Annotated in this window: 20 protein-coding genes; all 20 read left to right on the top strand. The window is 42.9% G+C overall.

The window, feature by feature from the left end:
* Positions 1 to 10 precede the first annotated feature (10 nt).
* The 20 genes from MKX80_RS17140 to MKX80_RS17045 all read left to right on the top strand — a co-directional run bounded on the left by MKX80_RS17140 (position 11) and on the right by MKX80_RS17045 (position 18,819).
* Positions 11 to 202, top strand: coding sequence for a DUF1056 family protein (locus tag MKX80_RS17140; RefSeq protein ID WP_145689609.1), 192 nt, complete (start codon positions 11 to 13; stop codon positions 200 to 202).
* Complete coding sequence (locus MKX80_RS17135; RefSeq protein ID WP_195257952.1) at positions 203 to 1,513, top strand: phage portal protein; 1,311 nt, start codon at positions 203 to 205, stop codon at positions 1,511 to 1,513.
* Positions 1,458 to 2,189: a head maturation protease, ClpP-related gene (locus MKX80_RS17130; protein ID WP_146910928.1), complete on the top strand. Its 732-nt coding sequence runs from the start codon at positions 1,458 to 1,460 to the stop codon at positions 2,187 to 2,189. The genes MKX80_RS17135 and MKX80_RS17130 overlap by 56 nt, the downstream gene beginning before the upstream one ends.
* A 39-nt stretch (positions 2,190 to 2,228) precedes the next feature.
* Positions 2,229 to 3,509 (top strand): phage major capsid protein, encoded by a 1,281-nt coding sequence (locus tag MKX80_RS17125; protein ID WP_146910927.1) that lies wholly within the window; start codon positions 2,229 to 2,231, stop codon positions 3,507 to 3,509.
* Positions 3,510 to 3,531: 22 nt separating this feature from the next.
* A complete protein-coding gene (locus tag MKX80_RS17120) occupies positions 3,532 to 3,957 on the top strand; it encodes a collagen-like protein (RefSeq protein ID WP_145681646.1) in 426 nt (141 codons plus the stop codon).
* A gap of 20 nt (positions 3,958 to 3,977) precedes the next feature.
* Positions 3,978 to 4,280: a head-tail connector protein gene (locus tag MKX80_RS17115; protein WP_075621835.1), complete on the top strand. Its 303-nt coding sequence runs from the start codon at positions 3,978 to 3,980 to the stop codon at positions 4,278 to 4,280.
* Positions 4,270 to 4,578: a phage head closure protein gene (locus tag MKX80_RS17110; RefSeq protein WP_146910926.1), complete on the top strand. Its 309-nt coding sequence runs from the start codon at positions 4,270 to 4,272 to the stop codon at positions 4,576 to 4,578. Before MKX80_RS17115 ends, MKX80_RS17110 begins: the two co-directional genes overlap by 11 nt.
* On the top strand, positions 4,578 to 4,976 hold the full coding sequence (locus MKX80_RS17105) for an HK97-gp10 family putative phage morphogenesis protein (protein ID WP_195257950.1): 399 nt from the start codon (positions 4,578 to 4,580) through the stop codon (positions 4,974 to 4,976). The genes MKX80_RS17110 and MKX80_RS17105 overlap by 1 nt, the downstream gene beginning before the upstream one ends.
* The gene (locus tag MKX80_RS17100; protein WP_146910924.1) at positions 4,973 to 5,356 is read left to right on the top strand and encodes a hypothetical protein; all 384 of its coding nucleotides are present in this window, start codon (positions 4,973 to 4,975) and stop codon (positions 5,354 to 5,356) included. Before MKX80_RS17105 ends, MKX80_RS17100 begins: the two co-directional genes overlap by 4 nt.
* 14 nt (positions 5,357 to 5,370) lie before the next feature.
* Positions 5,371 to 5,988 carry a major tail protein gene (locus tag MKX80_RS17095; protein WP_146910923.1) on the top strand — a complete coding sequence of 206 codons (618 nt, stop codon included), beginning with the start codon at positions 5,371 to 5,373 and terminating at the stop codon, positions 5,986 to 5,988.
* A 55-nt stretch (positions 5,989 to 6,043) separates the two neighbouring features.
* The gene (locus MKX80_RS17090; RefSeq protein ID WP_146910922.1) at positions 6,044 to 6,409 is read left to right on the top strand and encodes a hypothetical protein; all 366 of its coding nucleotides are present in this window, start codon (positions 6,044 to 6,046) and stop codon (positions 6,407 to 6,409) included.
* Between the two features lie 208 nt (positions 6,410 to 6,617).
* A complete protein-coding gene (locus tag MKX80_RS17085) occupies positions 6,618 to 11,087 on the top strand; it encodes a phage tail tape measure protein (RefSeq protein ID WP_339227232.1) in 4,470 nt (1,489 codons plus the stop codon).
* Positions 11,087 to 11,923, top strand: a complete 837-nt coding sequence (locus MKX80_RS17080; protein ID WP_339227230.1) for a phage tail family protein — start codon at positions 11,087 to 11,089, stop codon at positions 11,921 to 11,923. Before MKX80_RS17085 ends, MKX80_RS17080 begins: the two co-directional genes overlap by 1 nt.
* A gap of 12 nt (positions 11,924 to 11,935) precedes the next feature.
* Positions 11,936 to 13,648, top strand: coding sequence for a phage tail protein (locus MKX80_RS17075; RefSeq protein ID WP_339227228.1), 1,713 nt, complete (start codon positions 11,936 to 11,938; stop codon positions 13,646 to 13,648).
* 36 nt (positions 13,649 to 13,684) lie between these two features.
* A complete protein-coding gene (locus tag MKX80_RS17070) occupies positions 13,685 to 16,330 on the top strand; it encodes a peptidase G2 autoproteolytic cleavage domain-containing protein (protein WP_339227226.1) in 2,646 nt (881 codons plus the stop codon).
* 13 nt (positions 16,331 to 16,343) lie between these two features.
* Positions 16,344 to 17,693, top strand: coding sequence for a BppU family phage baseplate upper protein (locus tag MKX80_RS17065; protein WP_339227224.1), 1,350 nt, complete (start codon positions 16,344 to 16,346; stop codon positions 17,691 to 17,693).
* A gap of 12 nt (positions 17,694 to 17,705) precedes the next feature.
* Positions 17,706 to 18,029: a hypothetical protein gene (locus MKX80_RS17060; RefSeq protein ID WP_080627007.1), complete on the top strand. Its 324-nt coding sequence runs from the start codon at positions 17,706 to 17,708 to the stop codon at positions 18,027 to 18,029.
* On the top strand, positions 18,026 to 18,208 hold the full coding sequence (locus tag MKX80_RS17055) for an XkdX family protein (protein ID WP_080627006.1): 183 nt from the start codon (positions 18,026 to 18,028) through the stop codon (positions 18,206 to 18,208). Before MKX80_RS17060 ends, MKX80_RS17055 begins: the two co-directional genes overlap by 4 nt.
* 62 nt (positions 18,209 to 18,270) lie before the next feature.
* A complete protein-coding gene (locus tag MKX80_RS17050) occupies positions 18,271 to 18,540 on the top strand; it encodes a hemolysin XhlA family protein (RefSeq protein ID WP_071583811.1) in 270 nt (89 codons plus the stop codon).
* Between the two features lie 15 nt (positions 18,541 to 18,555).
* On the top strand, positions 18,556 to 18,819 hold the full coding sequence (locus MKX80_RS17045) for a phage holin (RefSeq protein ID WP_073426392.1): 264 nt from the start codon (positions 18,556 to 18,558) through the stop codon (positions 18,817 to 18,819).
* Positions 18,820 to 18,823 lie beyond the last annotated feature (4 nt).

Raw genomic sequence — 18,823 nt, 5'->3', positions numbered from 1 at the left:
GGTGGAAATGCTGAAATTTCTAAGGTTCTTGCAGTTGATTTTAGAGGATATCTTGCTGCTCGCAGGCATGGTATTCATTTCAATAGCCATATATCGGATGAACATAAACGCGGGTTTAATTGCAACCGGTGTTTTTTTATTTTCTCTTGCCAGCTTGGCAGGATTTGTTCGTCAAAAAAATAAGGATGAGGGAGGGAAATAGATGCTATTAAGCCGTTTAAAGAGCGGAATAAAAAATGAAATTGCTGAAGAGGATAGCGGTTCCCTTCTCCATCCGGCTAATTGGTTTAGAAATATTTTTGCCGGGACAGAGAGTTCATCTGGTGAAAGAGTATCAACAAAAACGGCCGTTTTGCATCCGGATGTATATGCTTGCGTGATTGTTTTAGCTGATGATATTGCGAAACTGCCGATTAAACTTTTTCAGAATCAAAACGGAAACATACAACAGATTCAAAATGAAGTAAGCGACATTATTCTGAACAAAGTCAATAACTACATGACAAGCTTTGTGTGGAAACGGCTTTTGGTTACGAGATTGTGTACTTGGGGAAACAGCTATAATCTTTTGCTTTTTGATAAAGACGGGAATGTGGCTGGGATCAGACCATTAGACCCTGAAGCGACAAATACGAATATTGATCCAAATAACGGCCGGGTATGGTATTCAACCACACTTGACGGCAAGTACCGTGAATTTTTTTACGAAGAGGTACTGCATTTTAAAAACCTGTCTCTTGACGGAATTGTAGGCCAAACCCCGATTTCAGTTATTCGGGACAATATCGGATCAAATAGAGCTGCGACAAAATTTAACGCGAAATTTTACAAGAATGGCGGCGCACCATTTGGCGTTGTAAAAGCGCCGACCCTTTTAGACAGAAAAAGCAAACAAATTCTTAGGGAAGACTGGGAGCGGGTGAATGCGGGGCAGTCTATTGCAGTTTTAGACGCCGGCCTCGATTATTCACAAGTAACAATGCCTATGAAGGATGCTCAATTTATAGAGTCAATGAAGTGGAATCGTCAGCAGATTGCATCGATTTATAAGGTGCCTCCGCATAAAATAGGTGAGCTGGACAGGGCAACATTTTCAAATATTGAGCAACAATCCTTAGATTATGTCAAAACCACTTTACAGCCAATCGTCACAAATATTGAACAAGAGTTAAACGATAAGGTTTTGACAGAGAAGCAGCGGGGAGCTGGCTATTACTTTAAATTTAACCTGGAATCAGAGCTCCGCGGGGACAGTAAATCACGTGCTGAATTTTATAAAACGATGCAAAGTGTCGGCGCTTTTAGCGTTAATACTATTCTTCAAAAAGAGGACATGACAGGCATCGGAGAGATCGGCGATGAGCATTACGGAAACTTAAACCTTGTTCCCCTTTCAATTATGAAAGAGTATCAACTTAGCAAGGTCAAACGGTCTTCAAATCGCCTGAAAGGGGGTGATGGCAACGGAACAGAAGAAGAAAAACAAGTATTGGAACATGAAGGTTCTGAATGATTCGTCCGCTGAAATCACGCTTTACGGTTCGATAACTGGCGAAGGCTGGTTCAGTGAAAGTTCATCTAAAGCCTTTCAGTCTGAATTGAAAAGTTTAGGTGATGTGAGCTTTATTGATTTGTACATCAATTCGCCTGGTGGGGATGTTTTTGAGGGGCAGGCTATTCATTCGATGCTTCAGCGTCACAAGGCAAAAATCAATGTCTATGTGGATGCACTGGCTGGAAGTATTGCTTCTGTCATTGCAATGGCGGGGGACAACATCACGATGCCAAGTAACGCCATGATGATGATTCACAACCCATACATGGGGATGGTCGGGAATGCAGCGGAATTCCGGAAGGCAGCCGATGATCTGGACAAGATTACTGAAAGTATCGTTTCCACATATCTTGCGAAAGCAGGAGACAAACTGGATGACGCGACTTTACGCCAGCTGCTGGATGAAGAAACCTGGCTTACTGCTGATGAAGCTTTAAATTATGGCTTGATCGATGAGGTTTCAGAGTCAAAGGATGTAGCAGCCTGTATTGATCATCATGTTCTGGCTCATTTTAAACATGTTCCAGGCAAGATCGTTGCTCAATCTACTGCTGAAAGTCCGGCTGAAGAAACTAAGCCGGATGAATTACTAAAACAAAAGATCAATATGAAACTTGAACTCTTAAATCTTTAAGGGTTCTTTTTTTATGCCACTTTTAAGGAGGACAAGCATTTGAAACAGAAAAAGTTATTGAGACTTGATATTCAATTTTTTGCCGGGGGCGGGATGTCCAAAAAAGAACGAGAATTGCGCCAGACCTTGGCGGAAAAACGTACAAAAATTGAAGCGCTGACCGATGAAGGGAAAATGGACGAAGCCAAAAAACTGCTTGCTGAGGCTCAACAAATTAAAGATCAAATTCAAACATATGAGGATTTACGAAACATGCAGGTTTCATATGCACAAGAAGAGCCGCAGCATGATCCAGAGACAAAGACACCGCAACAGGCAACGGATGATATCGCTGAAACAGAAGTGAAGAATCATGTTCAACTTTTTGCTCACGCCCTTAGAACAGGCAAAGTACCGCAGCCTCTTGCCGCGATGAAAGAAGGTGTGGATGAGGATGGCGGGCTTATTGTACCGCAGGATATCTCCACGAAAATTAATGAAAAACGACGCCAATTTGATACCCTGGCAAATCTCGTCGATGTCATTCCGGTATCAACAAACAAAGGTTCACGGGTTCTTGAAAAATTATCAGATATCACCCCATTGGCAAATCTTGAGGAATTAGAAAATATTGAAGAGTTAGAGAACCCTAAATTTGAAAACATTAAATATAACATCAAGGATTATGCCGGGATCTTGGTTCTTTCAAATGATTTGCTTGCAGATACAAAGGAAGCGCTCTTGCAGTATCTAACGACTTGGTTGGCGAAAAAATCAGCCGTAACCCGCAATACGTTGATCCTTAATCAATTGGGGACCCTTGCAAAAACAACGGTTTCAAAACAGGACGATATTAAAGACATTCTTAATGTCAAACTCGATCCAGCTATTAATGCGACAACTAAAGTTGTCACAAACCAATCCGGCTTTAATATGTTGGATAAACTGAAAGACGCGTTCGGCCGCTATCTACTTCAGCCGAATCCTACAGACCCGACGAAAAAGTTGTTGTTTGGAAAGCCGGTTTCTGTGATTTCTGATAAGTATTTGCCGAGCAACGGCACAAAAACACCAAAACATCCGTTAATCATCGGAGACCTTAAAGAAGCCGTTAAACTGTTTGACCGCCAGCAGTATTCCATTTTAACGACAAATGTCGGTGGTAAAGCATTCTACCGTAACTCTACAGATGTGCGAATCATTGAACGTGAGGACGTAGTCCTATGGGATACAGATGCGGTGGTTTACGCGGAATTTTCATCAATTAAAGATGCAGTTCCTGACAATGAAACTCCAAGCGCTGGCGGCTCAGAAGATAAATCAGTTGATGTTGGAAAATAATAAAAGAAAAGGATGAGGAAAAATGGCAGATCAATTTTTAAACCAAAGCAATGGTGTTTATACTTCCGCAGAGGACGACGGCACAGGAAAACCGGTAACGCCTGTTTACTTGAAAGGCAACAGTGAAGATAATCCTTTATACATCAAAGGGATGCCGGGGGAACCTGGGCCGCAGGGACCCCAAGGTCCAAAAGGCGACAAGGGGGATAAAGGCGAACCAGGTCCGCAAGGTGAACAAGGACCACAAGGCCCGAAAGGTGACAAAGGCGATCCGGCTGAAATTGGAGAGAAAAGTATCCTACATGAAATGCTTGCGGACAAGTCTGTTAGAAGCAACAACATCGGAACCGGCAGTGTCATGCCGGATCACTTTAACAGCGAAGTAAAGGCCATTTTTGAAGACCTACAAAAGCAAATTGATGAGCTCAAAGGCGGTTCATCTAGTTAACGAAAGATAGGTGATGCCCTATGACTGAAACCCAACAAAAAGAGCTTGAAGAGGCGAAAAAATTCCTCCGGGTCGATGGTGATCTGGAGGATGATTTAATTCTTGGGTTTATCGCTTCAGCAAAAGAATACATTACGACCGCAACGGGCCTGAAATTCCCAAATAATTCAGCTCGCGCAGATTTGTGTGTAAAGGCTTTTGTAACTCACTGGTATGAAAACCGTGAAATAGCTGGCACAACTTCAAACCTTGATGGAGTTCTGACAACGTTGATCAATCAATTAAAATACACAGTTTCGGAGACTGATGCCGATGCTGAATGACATGCGATATCGAATCAAGTTTCAAAAGAAAAAAGAAGGCGGCCGTCTCCCTGTGGAAGGTGACTATGAAACGGTCGTTGAATGTTGGGCAAAAGCTGAAGGATTAAAAGGCCGGGAATACTATGCAGCAGCGGCTGTACAAAAAGAACATACAATAAAATTTACGATCCGACACCGTGAGGATATCGACAAACATATGCGGATTCTGTTTGAGAACCAATCATATGAGATCGAATCAATTCTTCCGAACTATTCACGAAAAAATTTCACCACAATCAGGGCAAAGGCGGTGGAATAATGAAAATCGAAATGGAGATGCAGGGCTTTAAAGAATTAGATTCATATTTATCTTCACTCGCAAGGAAGGACGAAAAAATAAATAAAGCTGCTGTGAAAGCCGGCGGCGCGATTCTTGCGAAGGAAATTAACAAGAATGCTCCCCGTTCCAATATTGGAGGGAGCCATCCCCACATTGATGAAGATATTATAGTCGGTAATCGCACGAGAAAGGACCCTGATGGTGAGATATATGCTGTGGTCGGCCCTACAAAAGATACAAAATACCGTGTCCATTTACCGGAATTCGGTACGATCCATCAACCGGCTAACCCGTTTATTCAGCAGAGTATGAAAAGTGCAAACGATCGAATGCTTGAAGCGATGGTAGCCGTTATTAGGAAAGGGTACAAGCTATGAATGTTGCAGAAAGAGCATTACAACTGAAAAACAGAGTATTTGAAGCGCTGGAAACCGATCCAGCGCTTTTATTGTTGGCCGATCCAGCAAACATTTTTGAACTTGCGGTACCGATTGGCATCAAAAGCAAACCAGCCTATATCGTTGTTCAGGAATTGGACTACAGAACTACAGGATGGGCTGACGGAAAGCCGATTAAAGACAGTGCCGTTTATCAAATTGATGTATACAACGATTCTTCCTGCGATCAGATTTTGGCTGCCGTAGTTGGGGTCATGAATCGATTAGATTTTCAAACAGGAATTTTAATCAATGACTTTTTAAAAGATGAGGGCCTTATCCGGAAAGGTTACCGGTTTGAGGCCAATATTTTACTATAATTGGAGGTTTTAGAATGCCTGAATATAGTTCCGTTACCGGGTTGGAAGGCGTTAGATTTGCGCCTTTAAAAAAGGTGAATGGTCTTTATGTAGCTTCAAAAATTATTGAATATCCCTATGCAATCAACGCGAAAGTAAATACGGAAACATCAACCGAAAAACAATATGCAGACAACAAATTAGTTGATATGGCCGTCACAACAGGTTCCACAAAGTTGGAGCTGGAAATGCGGGATTTACCAATGGAAATCTTGGCCGAACTGTTAGGAATTGAGGAAACAGACGGCCTCTATTTATTTAAGAAAAATATCATTCCGCCGTGGGTTGCTATGTCCTTCTTTGGGCCAAAAGCAAACGGTAAGAATCGCCATGTGGGACTTGTAAAAGGGCGTTTTTCTTTGCCGGATGATGAATGGAAAACAAAAGAAGAAAAGACAGATTTTCAGACGGTCAAACTTTCTGCTGAATTTATGGAGCGCGAACAAGACAACGCCTATAAAGTATTGGCCGATGAGGACGCACCGAATTTCAGCTTGGACAAGTTTTATGAAAAAGTGTTTGGCGATGCTTATAAAAATTCTGACTCAGGCTCTGAGAATAAATCCAGCGTAGACATTGGAAAGACGGTATAGAGGGAAGCTCCGTACTTCTTTTTTTAAAATCTAACAAAACAAAGGAGGAGTCAACATGGCTCAAAAACAAATATCGGTAAAATTGTGGTTTGAAAAAGAAGAAAAATATAAAACGTTTATTGCACCTCGTACAAATACAAAAACTTTGTATGAAGCTCTTGAGCTAGATGAGGCAGCCGCTAAAAATACCAACAGTATTAAGGCAGTGCTTAAAAGCCTTGAGGATCGTATGAAATTCATTGTGCGTGTATTCCATAATCAATTTACTTTAGAGGAATTTCAAGAAGGCCTACAGTCCTTTGAAGTTTCAAACGAAGTAAGGCGAATCATGGGGGAAATTATGGGTTATGAGGAAGTTAAGGAGGAAGAAGATTTTTTGTCGGCAGCGGAAGCGGAGGCCTTTCAGCAGAAAAAGGAATAGAACAGCTCAATGATATATATGCGGCCCTTTTAAAACAGGGATGGACCATGACAGAAATTGACGAGATGGATATTTACCATTACTTAGAAGTCTTGGCTCATGAAAATAAACCAAAAGTTGTTCCAATTGATCAAGTGTTTTTCTAAGACTGGCTTTATCGCCGGTCTTTTTTCGTTGAGTTTATGCCAGGGAAGCGGGGTGGATACATATGGCGCAACCTATCGGAAATATGGTTGTTAAAGTAGGCCTTGATGATACCGGCTTTAATCGCGGAATTGAAGGTCTAAAGCGGCAAATGCGTTTAGCGAATTCAGAAATGAAGGCATCCGGTGCAGTATATAAAGCTGCGGGCAATCAGTCTAAGTTTCTTCAATCGCAAGTAGAAGGACTTAATAACAAATACCGCATACAAGGCCGTTTAGTTGATGAGCATCGGACAAAATACAATAAGTTAGTCAGAGAAAAAGGGCTGGACAACCGAGAAACGCAGATACAAGGCCGCCGGCTGAATGATGCAATTGCCGTTCATCAAAGCCTTGGAAATGAACTGCAACGAGTAACAAAACTATTTGAAAATACCACAAACAGCACCCGACGAGCAGCGGGTGTTTTTTCTGTGTTTAAGCGTAATTCAGGAGAAGTATCTAAAGAGCTAAACGCTGTGTATCAATCAGCCACAACTGCCGGAAAGGCTCTTTCTGCAATCGGCGCAGCGGGAACTTTGGGAATCGGCATGTCTGTTAAAGCCGCAGCTGATTTTGAGAAAGCGATGAGTCGCGTAAGTGCTCTGGCAAATGCGACAAATGATCAAATGAGTGAGCTTACAAAAACAGCCCGTCATTTAGGGGCGACAACTCAATATACTGATGGCCAAGTTGCAGAAGGGATGCAGTATCTTGCGATGGCCGGATATAAAACAAATCAAATTATTGGGGCTATGCCTGGCCTTCTCGCGACTGCCGCAGCCGGTCAAACAGAACTTGGAGTTACGGCCGATATCGTTTCTGACATTTTGACTGAATTTCATATCAAGGCTGAAGACACAAACCGTGTTGCGGATGCAATGACATATACTTTTACGAATTCAAACGCCACCCTGCAAGAAATCGGGCAAACAATGAAATATGCAGCGCCGGCCGCAAAAACAGCGGGAGTCAGTATGGAGGAATTGGCGGCGGCAACCGGTATCATGGCAAACAGCGGGATTAAAGCCGATATGGCAGGAACGGCTTTAAGGTCTACCTTGACGCGACTCTCTGCACCACCAAAACCAGCTGCATCAGCGATTGAAGAGTTGGGTCTAAAAGTTACAGATTCAACCGGTAGAATGCGTCCGCTTGCTGATATTATCGGACAAATCAATGAGAAAACAAAAGATTATACCGAAACTGAGCAAATTCGTATTGCCAAACAGCTGGCGGGGCAACATGCGCTTTCCGGGTTTATTACCTTAATGCACGCCGGGAAAGATAAGCTTCAAGAATTCACAAAAGAAGTTGAAGGAAGCGGCGGTACAGCTGAAAGAGTAGCCAAAAAGCAAATGGACAACCTGGCTGGATCTATTGAGTATCTAAAATCTGCTACAAACAATGCTGTTATCACTTTTGGAAATCAGTTCTTGCCTGTTATCCGGGCTACAGCTGACGGACTAACAAAGCTTGTAACCTGGTTTGATTCATTGCCCCCTTCTGTGGCGAGTACCATTGCGATTACTGGCGGTGCAGTCACTGTATTTTCCCTCTTAGGCGGCGCGTTCTTACTGTTGCTGGGCTCTTTGCCAAAAGTAGCAGCAGGCTGGAATATGCTTCGGACCGCGGGCGGATATTTAACGCGAAATGTAAATCAAGCATCGGTCAGTCTTGGCGTTTATTCTACGGAAGCCATTGCAGCGGGCGCAGCTTCCAGGACAGCGGCTGCAGGAATGACAACAACATCTGCGGCAGCGGCGGCAGCATCCACACGAATGGGGCGTTTTCATCAGTCAGCCAATCTGGCAACAACCAGAGTCGGGAGGCTTGAACAATCATCCAGCAGAAGTGCTAAAGCCATGCGAGGTCTAGGCGGTGCTTCACGTGTTGCCGGCGTTGGTCTTGGATTGTTTGGTGGGCCAGTTGGTTCAATTGCCGGGCTAATTCTTTCATTTGCTCCTGAGCTATTAAAATTCGGCGGGAGTATTTTAAAGGTTGGAGCCAATGCAATTAAAGGCGCTGGCGGCTTTATGAATTTAGCAAAAAGCGGTTTTGGCCTTTTTAACATTCTCAAAAAAGGGGCAGGGGTTGTCGGCCTTTTACGTGGAGGATTGAGCTTGTTAGGTGGTCCTGTTGGTATCGCCATCACAGGATTCACATTTTTAGCTGAGGCTGGCACAAAGTATTATGACAACTTAAAGAAAAGAGTTCTTCCAGCAACAATAGATTTTGGTGAGGGCGTATCGAAGTCAACGGCAAAAGCTGTGAATGCTTATGAAGATATGAATATCAAAGTTACGGCAAAGCTCAATACCCTTCGAGCGACAAATACAAAGATCACCAAGGATATTGCTAATGATGTGACAAAACAGTTCACTGAAATGGGAGACTCGTTGAAAAAGGGATTTCAAACAAGTGCCGATTCAGCTACCAAAGTGTTACAGGATTTTTATGCTTCAAATGATAAAACCTCAGATAAAGAAGCAGCTAAAATCCTCAATAAAATCAAAAGTGGAAATGATAAGAAACAGAAGGAAATACAAGGTTATGTAGATCGGGTAAATGAAATTTACAGAACCGCGGCTGAAGAAAATCGAAAAACAACAGCGAAGGAAAACAGAGAAATAGCAGAGATACAGGGGAAAATGTTGGCTCAAATGGAGACGGCTCTTACTCGAAGCAAGGACGAGCAAATTAAAATTTCAAGGAAGCTGAAGGAAGAATCCTCTAACTTATCTGCTAAACAGGCTGCTGCTGTTGTGAAAAATAGTAATAAAGCAAAAGAAAAAACAATAAAAGCAGCCGAAAAGCAACGCGATTCCGTTATTGCTGCTGCTGATGATCAGTATTATGTAAAAGGCACAATTTCAAAGAAAGAGCACGATGACACTGTTGGAAAAGCAAAAAGCCAAGCCAAAAAAACAATCAAGCAAGCAGAAAAGACGCATAAAGGTGTAGTCAAGGAGGCAAAGCTTCAAGCATATGGACATCTTGATCAAGTTGATTTTGAGACAGGTGAAGTCCTTGGTAAATGGGATATTTTTGTTCTCGATTTAGCTGGTGTTGTTAATAAGATTACCGGTGGAATTAACACGGTTCTTGAATTTATGCATATCCCAACCATTCCAGAGTGGAAGCCTAAAGGTTACAATGGCCGGTCTGAAAAAATGCAAATGGCGCCAGGAGCTGCATATGCGAAAGGTACAGACTTTCACCCTGGAGGAAAAGCACTTGTTGGTGAAGAAGGATGGGAACTGGCCCATACACCAGGCATCGGAACGTATGTTGTCGGGATGGGCGGCCCGCAAGTTTGGGACCTGCCGCGTGGCACATCTGTGCTCCCCCATGATCAATCAAAAGAGTTAGCGGCTTCAGGTCTTCCTGGATATGCCGGCGGTGTCGGAGACTTTTTCAAAAAAGCTGCTGAAGGCTCTAAGAAAATGGTCAATGGAGCTATTTCTTTCGGAAAAGGTGTTGTGGACAAAGTCGGGGATGTTAGTTCAAGCGCTATGGACTTGATAATCAACGGCCCAGGCAAATTAATTAAAAAACTGTTTAGTGGGCTGATCCCGTATAAATCGGGAAAAGGTATTGATTCATTTGGAACAGGCATACTCAAGACATTAAAAAATGGTGCAGCTCAATTTTTGAAAGGAGTCATGCCAGAGCCGTCCACATTTAAAGGGACCGGAGGAACGAAAGCCGTAAACCAATGGGTGACAGAGGCTGTTGGTATAGCAGGGGTGCCACTTTCATGGATTCCAGGGCTTGTGACCATCGCCATGAAGGAAAGCGGCGGAAATCCAAATGCTATCAACTTATGGGATTCCAATGCGAAAGCCGGCCATCCCTCACAGGGTTTGATGCAAACGATTCCGAGCACTTTTAACGCCAATAAGTTTCCTGGACATAATAACATTTTGAATCCGATAGATAATACGTTGGCTGCAATAAACTATATCAAGCGCAGATATGGAGACATTAGCAATCATCCAGGCTTAAAATCAATGGCCCGAGGTGGCGGCTATGTTGGTTATGCAAAAGGTGGTATCTCACCTGGACGGGGTGGCTCAAAATGGGCCATCTTAAATGAACGAGGGTATGATGAAACGACCATCACGGAAGATCCTTCATACAGGGAGCGTAATATTGGTCTATGGGCTCGTATCGGTAGCAAGCTTGGCATACTTCCGGATTTACAGGATGGGATGATTTCAAAAGCACTTCTCCTGCTTCAAAAAGTTTCGGCAAAGCCTGAACAGGAGCCACCACCACCTAATGATTTTTCTGTAGACATCAGCCGTGTTGTAAAGAATCAAGAAAAACAAATCAGTATGATGGCAAAGCAGATTGATTTTCTAAATAAAAATGTGCAGCTCTTGCAGCAACTTTTACTAAAAGACAACAACACATATCTTGATGGCAGAAAAATTGACCAATCAGCCGGGGATCGGTTTACTCGAACTTCATTCATAAACGGGGTGAGATAGTGAAATTATTCCTTGATTACGATAATGGTCTTGGGGAGCAGAGCTTAAAAAGCCTGCTTCCTTTTTTTGAACCTTTAAGCTTCACACCTGAAGCGCCGGGGATTGATCGTGAAACGGTTAGTATACCCAGAATAAACGGAGTTGTCCTTCCGCAGCATCCTCGGGATGTCACATATACAGAACGAAAAATAACCGTTGAATTTTATTTGAATTCAGTCATCGCTGAAAACTTTTATCAATTTAGGCGGGAACTTTACGCGCTTTTAGTCAAGCCGTTCCCCTATTATATCTCGACCGATTTATTGCCGAATCTTCGTTTTCGTGTAACTTGTGATGGGAATTTTAGTATTCCAAAAGAAAAGGAGAAAAACTTTGTAACGTTCACAGTTGAATTTAATAACATCACTGGACTGGCAGAATCCAAATTCACTTCCCTGACAAAGCAAAATTTTGACGGTGAACATTGGAGTCCAGGCATGAACATTCAAATGAGAGATGATCTGGAATACAGGTTCAAAAATCGAAAGAGGTTTCAGGTTTATAACACTGGGGACGCCTATATCAATCCTCTTGAGCATGACTACAATGTGACCTTATGGGCAGCGGGAAAAAATGTGACGATCATCAACCATACAAATGGTGAGAAACTGAAAATTGAACAGGAATTAAAAAAAACACAGCGTGTTTCTTTTATCAAGCAATATACGGTGATCAATAAAACACCTATCAAAACATCCGGCAGGCTCCCGGGACTCGATAAAGGAATGAATGAGTTTGAAATCCAGAATACCAATAATTTTGAAATCATATTCGATACCCGTTTCTACTACGCGTAAGGAGCATGTAAAATGGCAAATACAGATTTTATAAAAGCAATTGCACCAGACGCCCAAAGAGTCTATAAAAAGTATGATATTCTCGCGTCTCTCATTATTGCTCAAGCCTGTTTAGAAAGCGGATGGGGTACAAGTGAGCTGGCGCAGAAAGGAAAAAACTTATTCGGCATCAAGGGGACTTATAACGGTCAATATGTTCTTATGTGGACGACTGAATATGATAAGAACGAGAATCCAACTCGTGTACAAGCCAAGTTTCGGAAATATCCATCTTGGACTGAATCAATTCAAGACCTAGCTAATTTGTATGTGAACGGAACGAGCTGGAACCCGAATCAGTATAAAGCTGTGGTCGGGGAAAAAGACTACAAAAAAGCAACAGCAGCACTTATTAAAGCTGGTTATGCTTCCGATCCCAACTATGCAACAAAGTTGAATAACCTCATCCAAACCTACAATCTAACACAATATGACACTGTGGATGGGGTGCCAGATGGACCTGACGAGCCTACAAACCCGAATCCTACCCCAGGGTATCCAAGCAAGGAATATGACGGGAAAGATATAACACTCAATCAGAATCTGCCGTCTGATGTTGATTTTCCACAGCTGCATGTCTCATCAAAAGATGGAAAAAAAGTTGTGGAAATAACGGGCGTTTCCGTCGATCTGATGGACGATACGACTGGCAAAAAGAGTTTTACCTTTACGATCACAAAAACGCAGGAAAACGGGACAGAATTTGATTTATTGGTGGATGACAATATTCTTTATTTGGACGAGAAAAAATTCAATCACCAAAAATATTACATTACGAATGTCGAACTTCATCAAGAGAAGAATGTCATAAGAAAAACTGTTACAGCAAGCCACATATTCACTGTGCTGCTTATTAACAACAGGATTCATGAAACTGTATCAAAGAAATTAAGACTTAGAGATGCGCTTGATTTTGCGCTGAAAAATACAGACTTTAAATATATTTTCAAGACACCGGAAAGTGAGTTTGAATCAGCGGATCAAGAAAATTTCGGTGATAAAAACTCTACAGAGCTAATGGACGAAATCATTGAGGATTATGGTCTTGAAATAGACGTGGATAATTACAAAATTTATATCTATAAAAAGATGGGAAAACGGGTTAATTTCACGTTGGATTCGCGCTATAACATGCCGGGCATTTCAATTAAAACAAGCTCGCAAAACAGTACAACACGTGCCTGGGGATACGGGGCCTTAAAAAAAGGGAGCAGTACCGATGACAAAAACCCTCAGTACGAGTTTGAGCCTATCTTATACATTCATCCAGACGAAAAGAAATTCTTGATTGAAGGGAAGCCGCGCTGGGCTGAACCGATCAGGGATGAGCGTTATAAAAAAGCCAGCAGTATGATTTCTGTATTAAAAAGGCATGTGAATCCATATCCAGAAATGACGGTAGAAGCTGATTTCCAAAAAATCTATGAGCCGAAGCTTTTAGAGATCGAGCAAGATTTCTGGAAAGGCGACACTATCCATGTCTTGGCTGATACGGCGGATGGTATCACATTTGAAGATGATGTGAGACTTGTGTCCATCGAGTACAACCCTTTGGACCCATACAGCAGTCCAAAATTGACGTTTGCGAACTTCCGCAAAGATATCCAAAGCATAAATGTGGATCAAGCGAAAAGGCTTAGAGATCAAAAACGATATATCGACCAGCTTTTCAAAACGCTCAGGTAGGCGTTTTTTTATTTTGCCAAAAAGGGAGTGATGAACATGTTGCGGCTGATTAAGAACTACAATAAAACCCGTAATTCACTTTATGAATCCCAACTAAGTGAAGATATGCAAACCATAGAAAATGCGTTGAATGATCACGACTATAATTTGAAAAGACATGAGTCTTCCAGAGCCGCCCACACGTCGGAACAAATCGACCATGGCGGCTTCACTGTTGGAAACCGTCTGAAAAATTTATCAGCTCGCTTTGCCAACCTGGTCACAAATCACGATGGTTCAGATGTAAAAGAGGTTGTGGATGCCAGGGTAACAACTGACGGAGAAATTGCTCAAACCTTGAAAGACCGGCTAGATTTAGAATTTAATAGGCTTGCTCAAAAAATAAAGCGCACTGTGTATGTTGATGACTTTGGGGCCGTTCCGGACGGAAAAACCGACAGCACTGAGGCTTTCAAAAAGGCTTTAGGGAATGGCCGGGTGCGAATTGAGTTAAGTGCCGGTACTTATATTGTGAAAGGCATCAAGCTCCCATCTTGGACGTTCTTGAATGGAAAGGGAAAAGGTATCACCACCATCAAGCTTCATGAGGATACGCCCGCAAGTGGATGGGTGATTACAAATGCAGACTATGAGAAGGGAAACAGAAATATTTTTGTACAGGGGATGTCGCTTGATTGGAACCCGAATAGACAAGGCGGAGTTCGGGCGACTGGCGGGCAACATTCCAGCTGCTTAACACTTGCCAATGTGAAATACGGCTGGGTGAAAGATGTTGAGGCGATAAACCCAGGGCTGCACGGTTTTGATATTACAGCCCCTACTTATGATCATTTGCCAACAACCGATTATACGAAGAACGGGAGTCGTTATATATGGCTAGACAATTGCGTTGCATACGGATATGGCGACGATGGGATTACCACACATTACAGTGAATATATTTTCATCTCCAATTCACATTGTGTTTATCCAAGCGGCAAAGCTCATAAACAGGGGGAGTCCAATTCCAACGGTATTGAAATTGACGACGGTTCAAAGCACGCCTGGATACTGAATTGCTATTCTGAAGGAAATGTCAGGGGCGTAGAGGTTAAAGCTCATGCCAAATGGCCGGCTGCTCAAAATGTCCATGTCATCGGTCATGTGTCTTATCGTGATGTGCGGTCATACGATATCCGTCATATCGGCCATCATTTAGCATCCGACCCTGAAAGCACGACAGCTTACGGTGTCACATTAACAGATTGTACGGCGATTGAACCGGTATTTAATTCCTTGTATAAGGACCTTTCACCGCGTGCGCTTGTTATTTCTGCCTATAAAAATGTCGTGGTAAGCGGCTTTACAGCCATCGGTGATCCTTCATACGATTATAAAAACTATCCGGCTATCGCACTGCAATATCGCAGCCGAAACATCTCACTCAATGGGATTCAAGTGCGTGGGTTTAAAAAAGCTGAAGCGGATATCCGTCTATTTGGCGGTGACCAGCGGACCGACAATGTTAATATTTCGAACTTTACTTTTTATAAATCGGCCAAAAGCGGCATCGTGATTGGCGGGAGAGTATATAACGTTAATATCAATAATGGGATTATGACAGGGGAAAAGGGTGCTTACGGTATCACTTCACCAAACAGTCAAGCCAATATTGTGGGTGTTTATGCAGAGGGTTATGATTACGCGGCAATGATTAAAGGCCAAAAGTATAAATATGTGCCAAACAACTTAAAAGGCGGGACGAGGGCCGCCACAACTTCAGGATATGCGACCTCAGAGACCGGTTTTATTGCGGCTTCTTCCGGTGATCCTGTCGCTTCCGGAGAGGCTTCATCTGTCATTGGATCAACCGGCGGATGTAAGGCACAAGGTACGCGGAATGTGGTGATCGGTTCTTCTGATAGATCGACCACAACAAAAGAAGGAAGCCGGTCTGTCATTGGATCATCAAATAATGTCAGGATTGAGGGGGATGGAGTATCCCGAACAATTTTATCCTCACAAGCTGTCATAAACAATAAGAGCTATACGGTGGCGCTTGGATACGGCACCGGGAGTCCATCGGCTTCAAATAAAAAGATAGAGATCAACGCAAAGGCTGGGAATGTTTTAGGCACCGGTCGTATTGAAAGTGTATCTGACTTAAAGGACTTGGCTGAATACTTTGAATCCAAAGACGGCAGCAAGATTGATTCCGGTTACCTCGTAACGTTGGACGGCGATAAAATCCGGAAAGCAGAAAAAGGTGAAAAGGTTTTAGGCGTTATTTCTGAGACGGCTGGCGTCATTATGGGCGGCGCAGCTTTTTATTGGAATGATCGCTATTTGAGAAATGAGTTCGGTGGGATCATTTATGAAGAAATCGAAATTGAGTCAGAAGACAAGGAAGGTAATGTAGTAATTCAAAAAGAACTCGTTCCAAAAGAAAACCCACATTACAATCCGGATATAGAATATATTCCGCGGGAAGAGCGGGACGAGTGGCATGTTGTGGGGCTGGTCGGCCAGGTCTATGTCAGGATTGATGATACGGTCCAGGCAGGGGACAGCATCGTTCCTTCAGGCGGCATTGGCACTAAATCAGAAGACGGAACAGGCTTTTATGTGATGCGTATTAAGCAGCCTTACTCTCATCAAAAAGGATATGGTGTCGCCCTGGTCTTTATGTATCCCCAGCTGTAAAGGAGGCTCATTGATGGTTTATAAACAAGGTGGTATATCACTTGATATAAATGCGCGGAAATCGAGCGCACAATCAACCAATATCCAATTTTTTACCCAGGATACGGGCAGCGCAAAGCTGTCCTTTTCTTTTACAAAAGACGGCGTTCCATTGCCCCTTTCGGCCGTAGACGCCAAAATTGTTCTTCTATATGCGGATGACTCGTTTTATAAACGCAGCCTGACGCTGACGGACAAGGTAAACGGGAAAGCCGAATATGTTTTGTCTGACGAAGAGCTCAAGCATTACGGCGAAGTTAAGGCCGAAATCAAGCTTTATTATACGAATGGTCAGGCGCTTGCGACAGTCTTTTTCACTTTCCACATCGAGAAAACTCTCGAAGATCAAAATATCGTGCCTGTAGCGGAGTATTATATTGACGATTTTGAAACGCTCCGGGCTGGCATTAACAAAACTGTGGCGGAGATCAGCCAAACACTTGATGAGATCAAAGCAAAATTTGCGGAGTTTGAAAATATTGAAACAAAAGACGGGGCGACGGAAAAGGCGAATAAGGCTGAAGCGAATGCAAAGGAATACACGGACAAAGCTATAGCGAGCGCGAAAGAATACACTGACAAAGCGTCAGTAAGCGCGAAAGAATACACGGACACTCATGCCAAGAACACGGATATTCATATCACGGCAGCGGAGCGGGATAAATGGAATAAGGCGGAGTCCCGGACTGAGTCTCATATCAATAATCAGTCGAACCCTCATCAAGTAACGACAAAGCAGGTTACACTTATTAATGATTCAGCATTTCAAGATGCTTCTTATGAGGGAGATAATTACCCTGATGGAATCTCAACTTTTCCGCTATTAGTTAATGAAGCCACAGGATACCCGAGTTCTTATGGCGGTATTTTAAATGTGAAATCAACTCAATACCGGTTTGCTCAGGTTTTCTTTCCAGCGGGAAATTTGAAAGACCCGAGAATTTACATTCGTCATTGGTATCATAGTCTAGGTTGGACTGATTTTGTCATGATTCCAACTTCAAATGATCTAAAGCCTGCTTGGACTGAAGTTCCTTTAAAAAACGGTGCGAAACATGGGGCCAGAAAAGTTATGTGTGCGGTGGTTGGCGGTTTTCTTTGTTTAAAAGGCGAGGTAATCACCAATAGAGGTGTGATTTTTGGCACGCTCCCAGCTTCTTATAGACCTAACCAGCTCCGCAGCAGACTTGTTCCTATATTCGGTACAACAGGGATGACAAAATTGTATATCGAAACAAACGGAAATATGAGGCTGGAGGGGCAAATCGCTGATAAGTCCGAGAACATAACTTCATATGGTTTGGACGAAATTATTCCCCTGTAGGAGAGATAAGTCATGAAAAACATTTTTAAATATGACAAAGAGACGTTCTTGTTGATTGATAATGATATCATTCAGCCTGATGATCAAGGGAACTATGAAATTCCGGATGGATGGACAGACATTCCATTTGACCCGGGTTTATATCTTCCGAAGTTTTTTCCGGACGAAAAGGTGTGGAAGGAGACGGCTACAAAAGAGTACATTGAAAGCTTGCAACCTCCGGAGCCTGAGCCGGACATAACTGACCTATTGAAAAAACAAATTGCCTTGCTCTCATTGCAAATTGCGCGCCTTCAGGCCGATGTTGAAGCGTCAAAAGGGGGCGGGGCATCATGAAGTATCCCACTCTTGCAGATATAAAACAATTCTATGATTGGGGGTGTTACACAGATGATGAGATGCGAGAGTATGTAAGGATCGACTGGATCACCCCGGCAGAGTATGAACAGATAACGGGGAGGAGCTATGACAAACCCGCCGTCTGTGTGGATTTAGGAATGACAAGCGCCCAATAAGGGTGTTTTTATTTTGCCTCAAAGGAGGTGAAAAAGATGTGAGAACAGGAGGATTTCAGGACATGACACAACCGAATGATTATGATGTTTTACAAAAAGAAATCGCAGAGATCAAAGCAGATCAAAAAACACAAGATCAGCGGATCACTACCCTCGAAAGAACGACTGACCGACATGATCAGCAGATCATTTCTATCAATGAAAAGCTGAACAAGATCGAGGAAAACACAACTTGGATCAAGCGCAGCATCACCGGCGCGATCATTACAGCGGTTAGCACCGGAATCATCGGCGGCGCAATCGCTATTTTTTATAATCTATTGCAGAAATAAGGAGGAAAACACAATATGAAAAACTTTGACAAAGGCACGGTCGTCCGGACGGTGCTTCTTTTTATTGCATTGGTAAACCAGACATTAATCATGTTTGGAAAGGCAGCTTTGCCGATCAGCGAGGACCAGGTCAATACGCTGGCCGACGCCTTGTATTTAACTGGCTCTACGATTTTTACAATCGTCACGACGTTGGTCGCTTGGTATAAAAACAACTATGTCACCGGTAAAGGTAAGCAGCAAAAAGAAGTTCTAAAACAAAAAGGATTAACAAAATGAGGTT

Source organism: Bacillus sp. FSL K6-0972 (assembly GCF_037976035.1).
GTDB lineage: Bacteria > Bacillota > Bacilli > Bacillales > Bacillaceae > Bacillus > Bacillus haynesii.
Note: the sequence above shows the minus strand (reverse complement) of the source record. Positions and strands in the feature narration are given on the sequence as shown.

Coding starts and splice junctions, on each gene's coding strand:
- MKX80_RS17130 (WP_146910928.1), top strand. CDS start 1,458: ATGGCAACGGAACAGAAGAAGAAAAACAAGTATTGGAACATGAAGGTT.
- MKX80_RS17105 (WP_195257950.1), top strand. CDS start 4,578: ATGAAAATCGAAATGGAGATGCAGGGCTTTAAAGAATTAGATTCATAT.
- MKX80_RS17045 (WP_073426392.1), top strand. CDS start 18,556: ATGAAAAACTTTGACAAAGGCACGGTCGTCCGGACGGTGCTTCTTTTT.
- MKX80_RS17115 (WP_075621835.1), top strand. CDS start 3,978: ATGACTGAAACCCAACAAAAAGAGCTTGAAGAGGCGAAAAAATTCCTC.
- MKX80_RS17135 (WP_195257952.1), top strand. CDS start 203: ATGCTATTAAGCCGTTTAAAGAGCGGAATAAAAAATGAAATTGCTGAA.
- MKX80_RS17120 (WP_145681646.1), top strand. CDS start 3,532: ATGGCAGATCAATTTTTAAACCAAAGCAATGGTGTTTATACTTCCGCA.
- MKX80_RS17085 (WP_339227232.1), top strand. CDS start 6,618: ATGGCGCAACCTATCGGAAATATGGTTGTTAAAGTAGGCCTTGATGAT.
- MKX80_RS17050 (WP_071583811.1), top strand. CDS start 18,271: ATGACACAACCGAATGATTATGATGTTTTACAAAAAGAAATCGCAGAG.
- MKX80_RS17100 (WP_146910924.1), top strand. CDS start 4,973: ATGAATGTTGCAGAAAGAGCATTACAACTGAAAAACAGAGTATTTGAA.
- MKX80_RS17055 (WP_080627006.1), top strand. CDS start 18,026: ATGAAGTATCCCACTCTTGCAGATATAAAACAATTCTATGATTGGGGG.
- MKX80_RS17110 (WP_146910926.1), top strand. CDS start 4,270: ATGCTGAATGACATGCGATATCGAATCAAGTTTCAAAAGAAAAAAGAA.
- MKX80_RS17075 (WP_339227228.1), top strand. CDS start 11,936: ATGGCAAATACAGATTTTATAAAAGCAATTGCACCAGACGCCCAAAGA.
- MKX80_RS17090 (WP_146910922.1), top strand. CDS start 6,044: ATGGCTCAAAAACAAATATCGGTAAAATTGTGGTTTGAAAAAGAAGAA.
- MKX80_RS17065 (WP_339227224.1), top strand. CDS start 16,344: ATGGTTTATAAACAAGGTGGTATATCACTTGATATAAATGCGCGGAAA.
- MKX80_RS17095 (WP_146910923.1), top strand. CDS start 5,371: ATGCCTGAATATAGTTCCGTTACCGGGTTGGAAGGCGTTAGATTTGCG.
- MKX80_RS17060 (WP_080627007.1), top strand. CDS start 17,706: ATGAAAAACATTTTTAAATATGACAAAGAGACGTTCTTGTTGATTGAT.
- MKX80_RS17070 (WP_339227226.1), top strand. CDS start 13,685: ATGTTGCGGCTGATTAAGAACTACAATAAAACCCGTAATTCACTTTAT.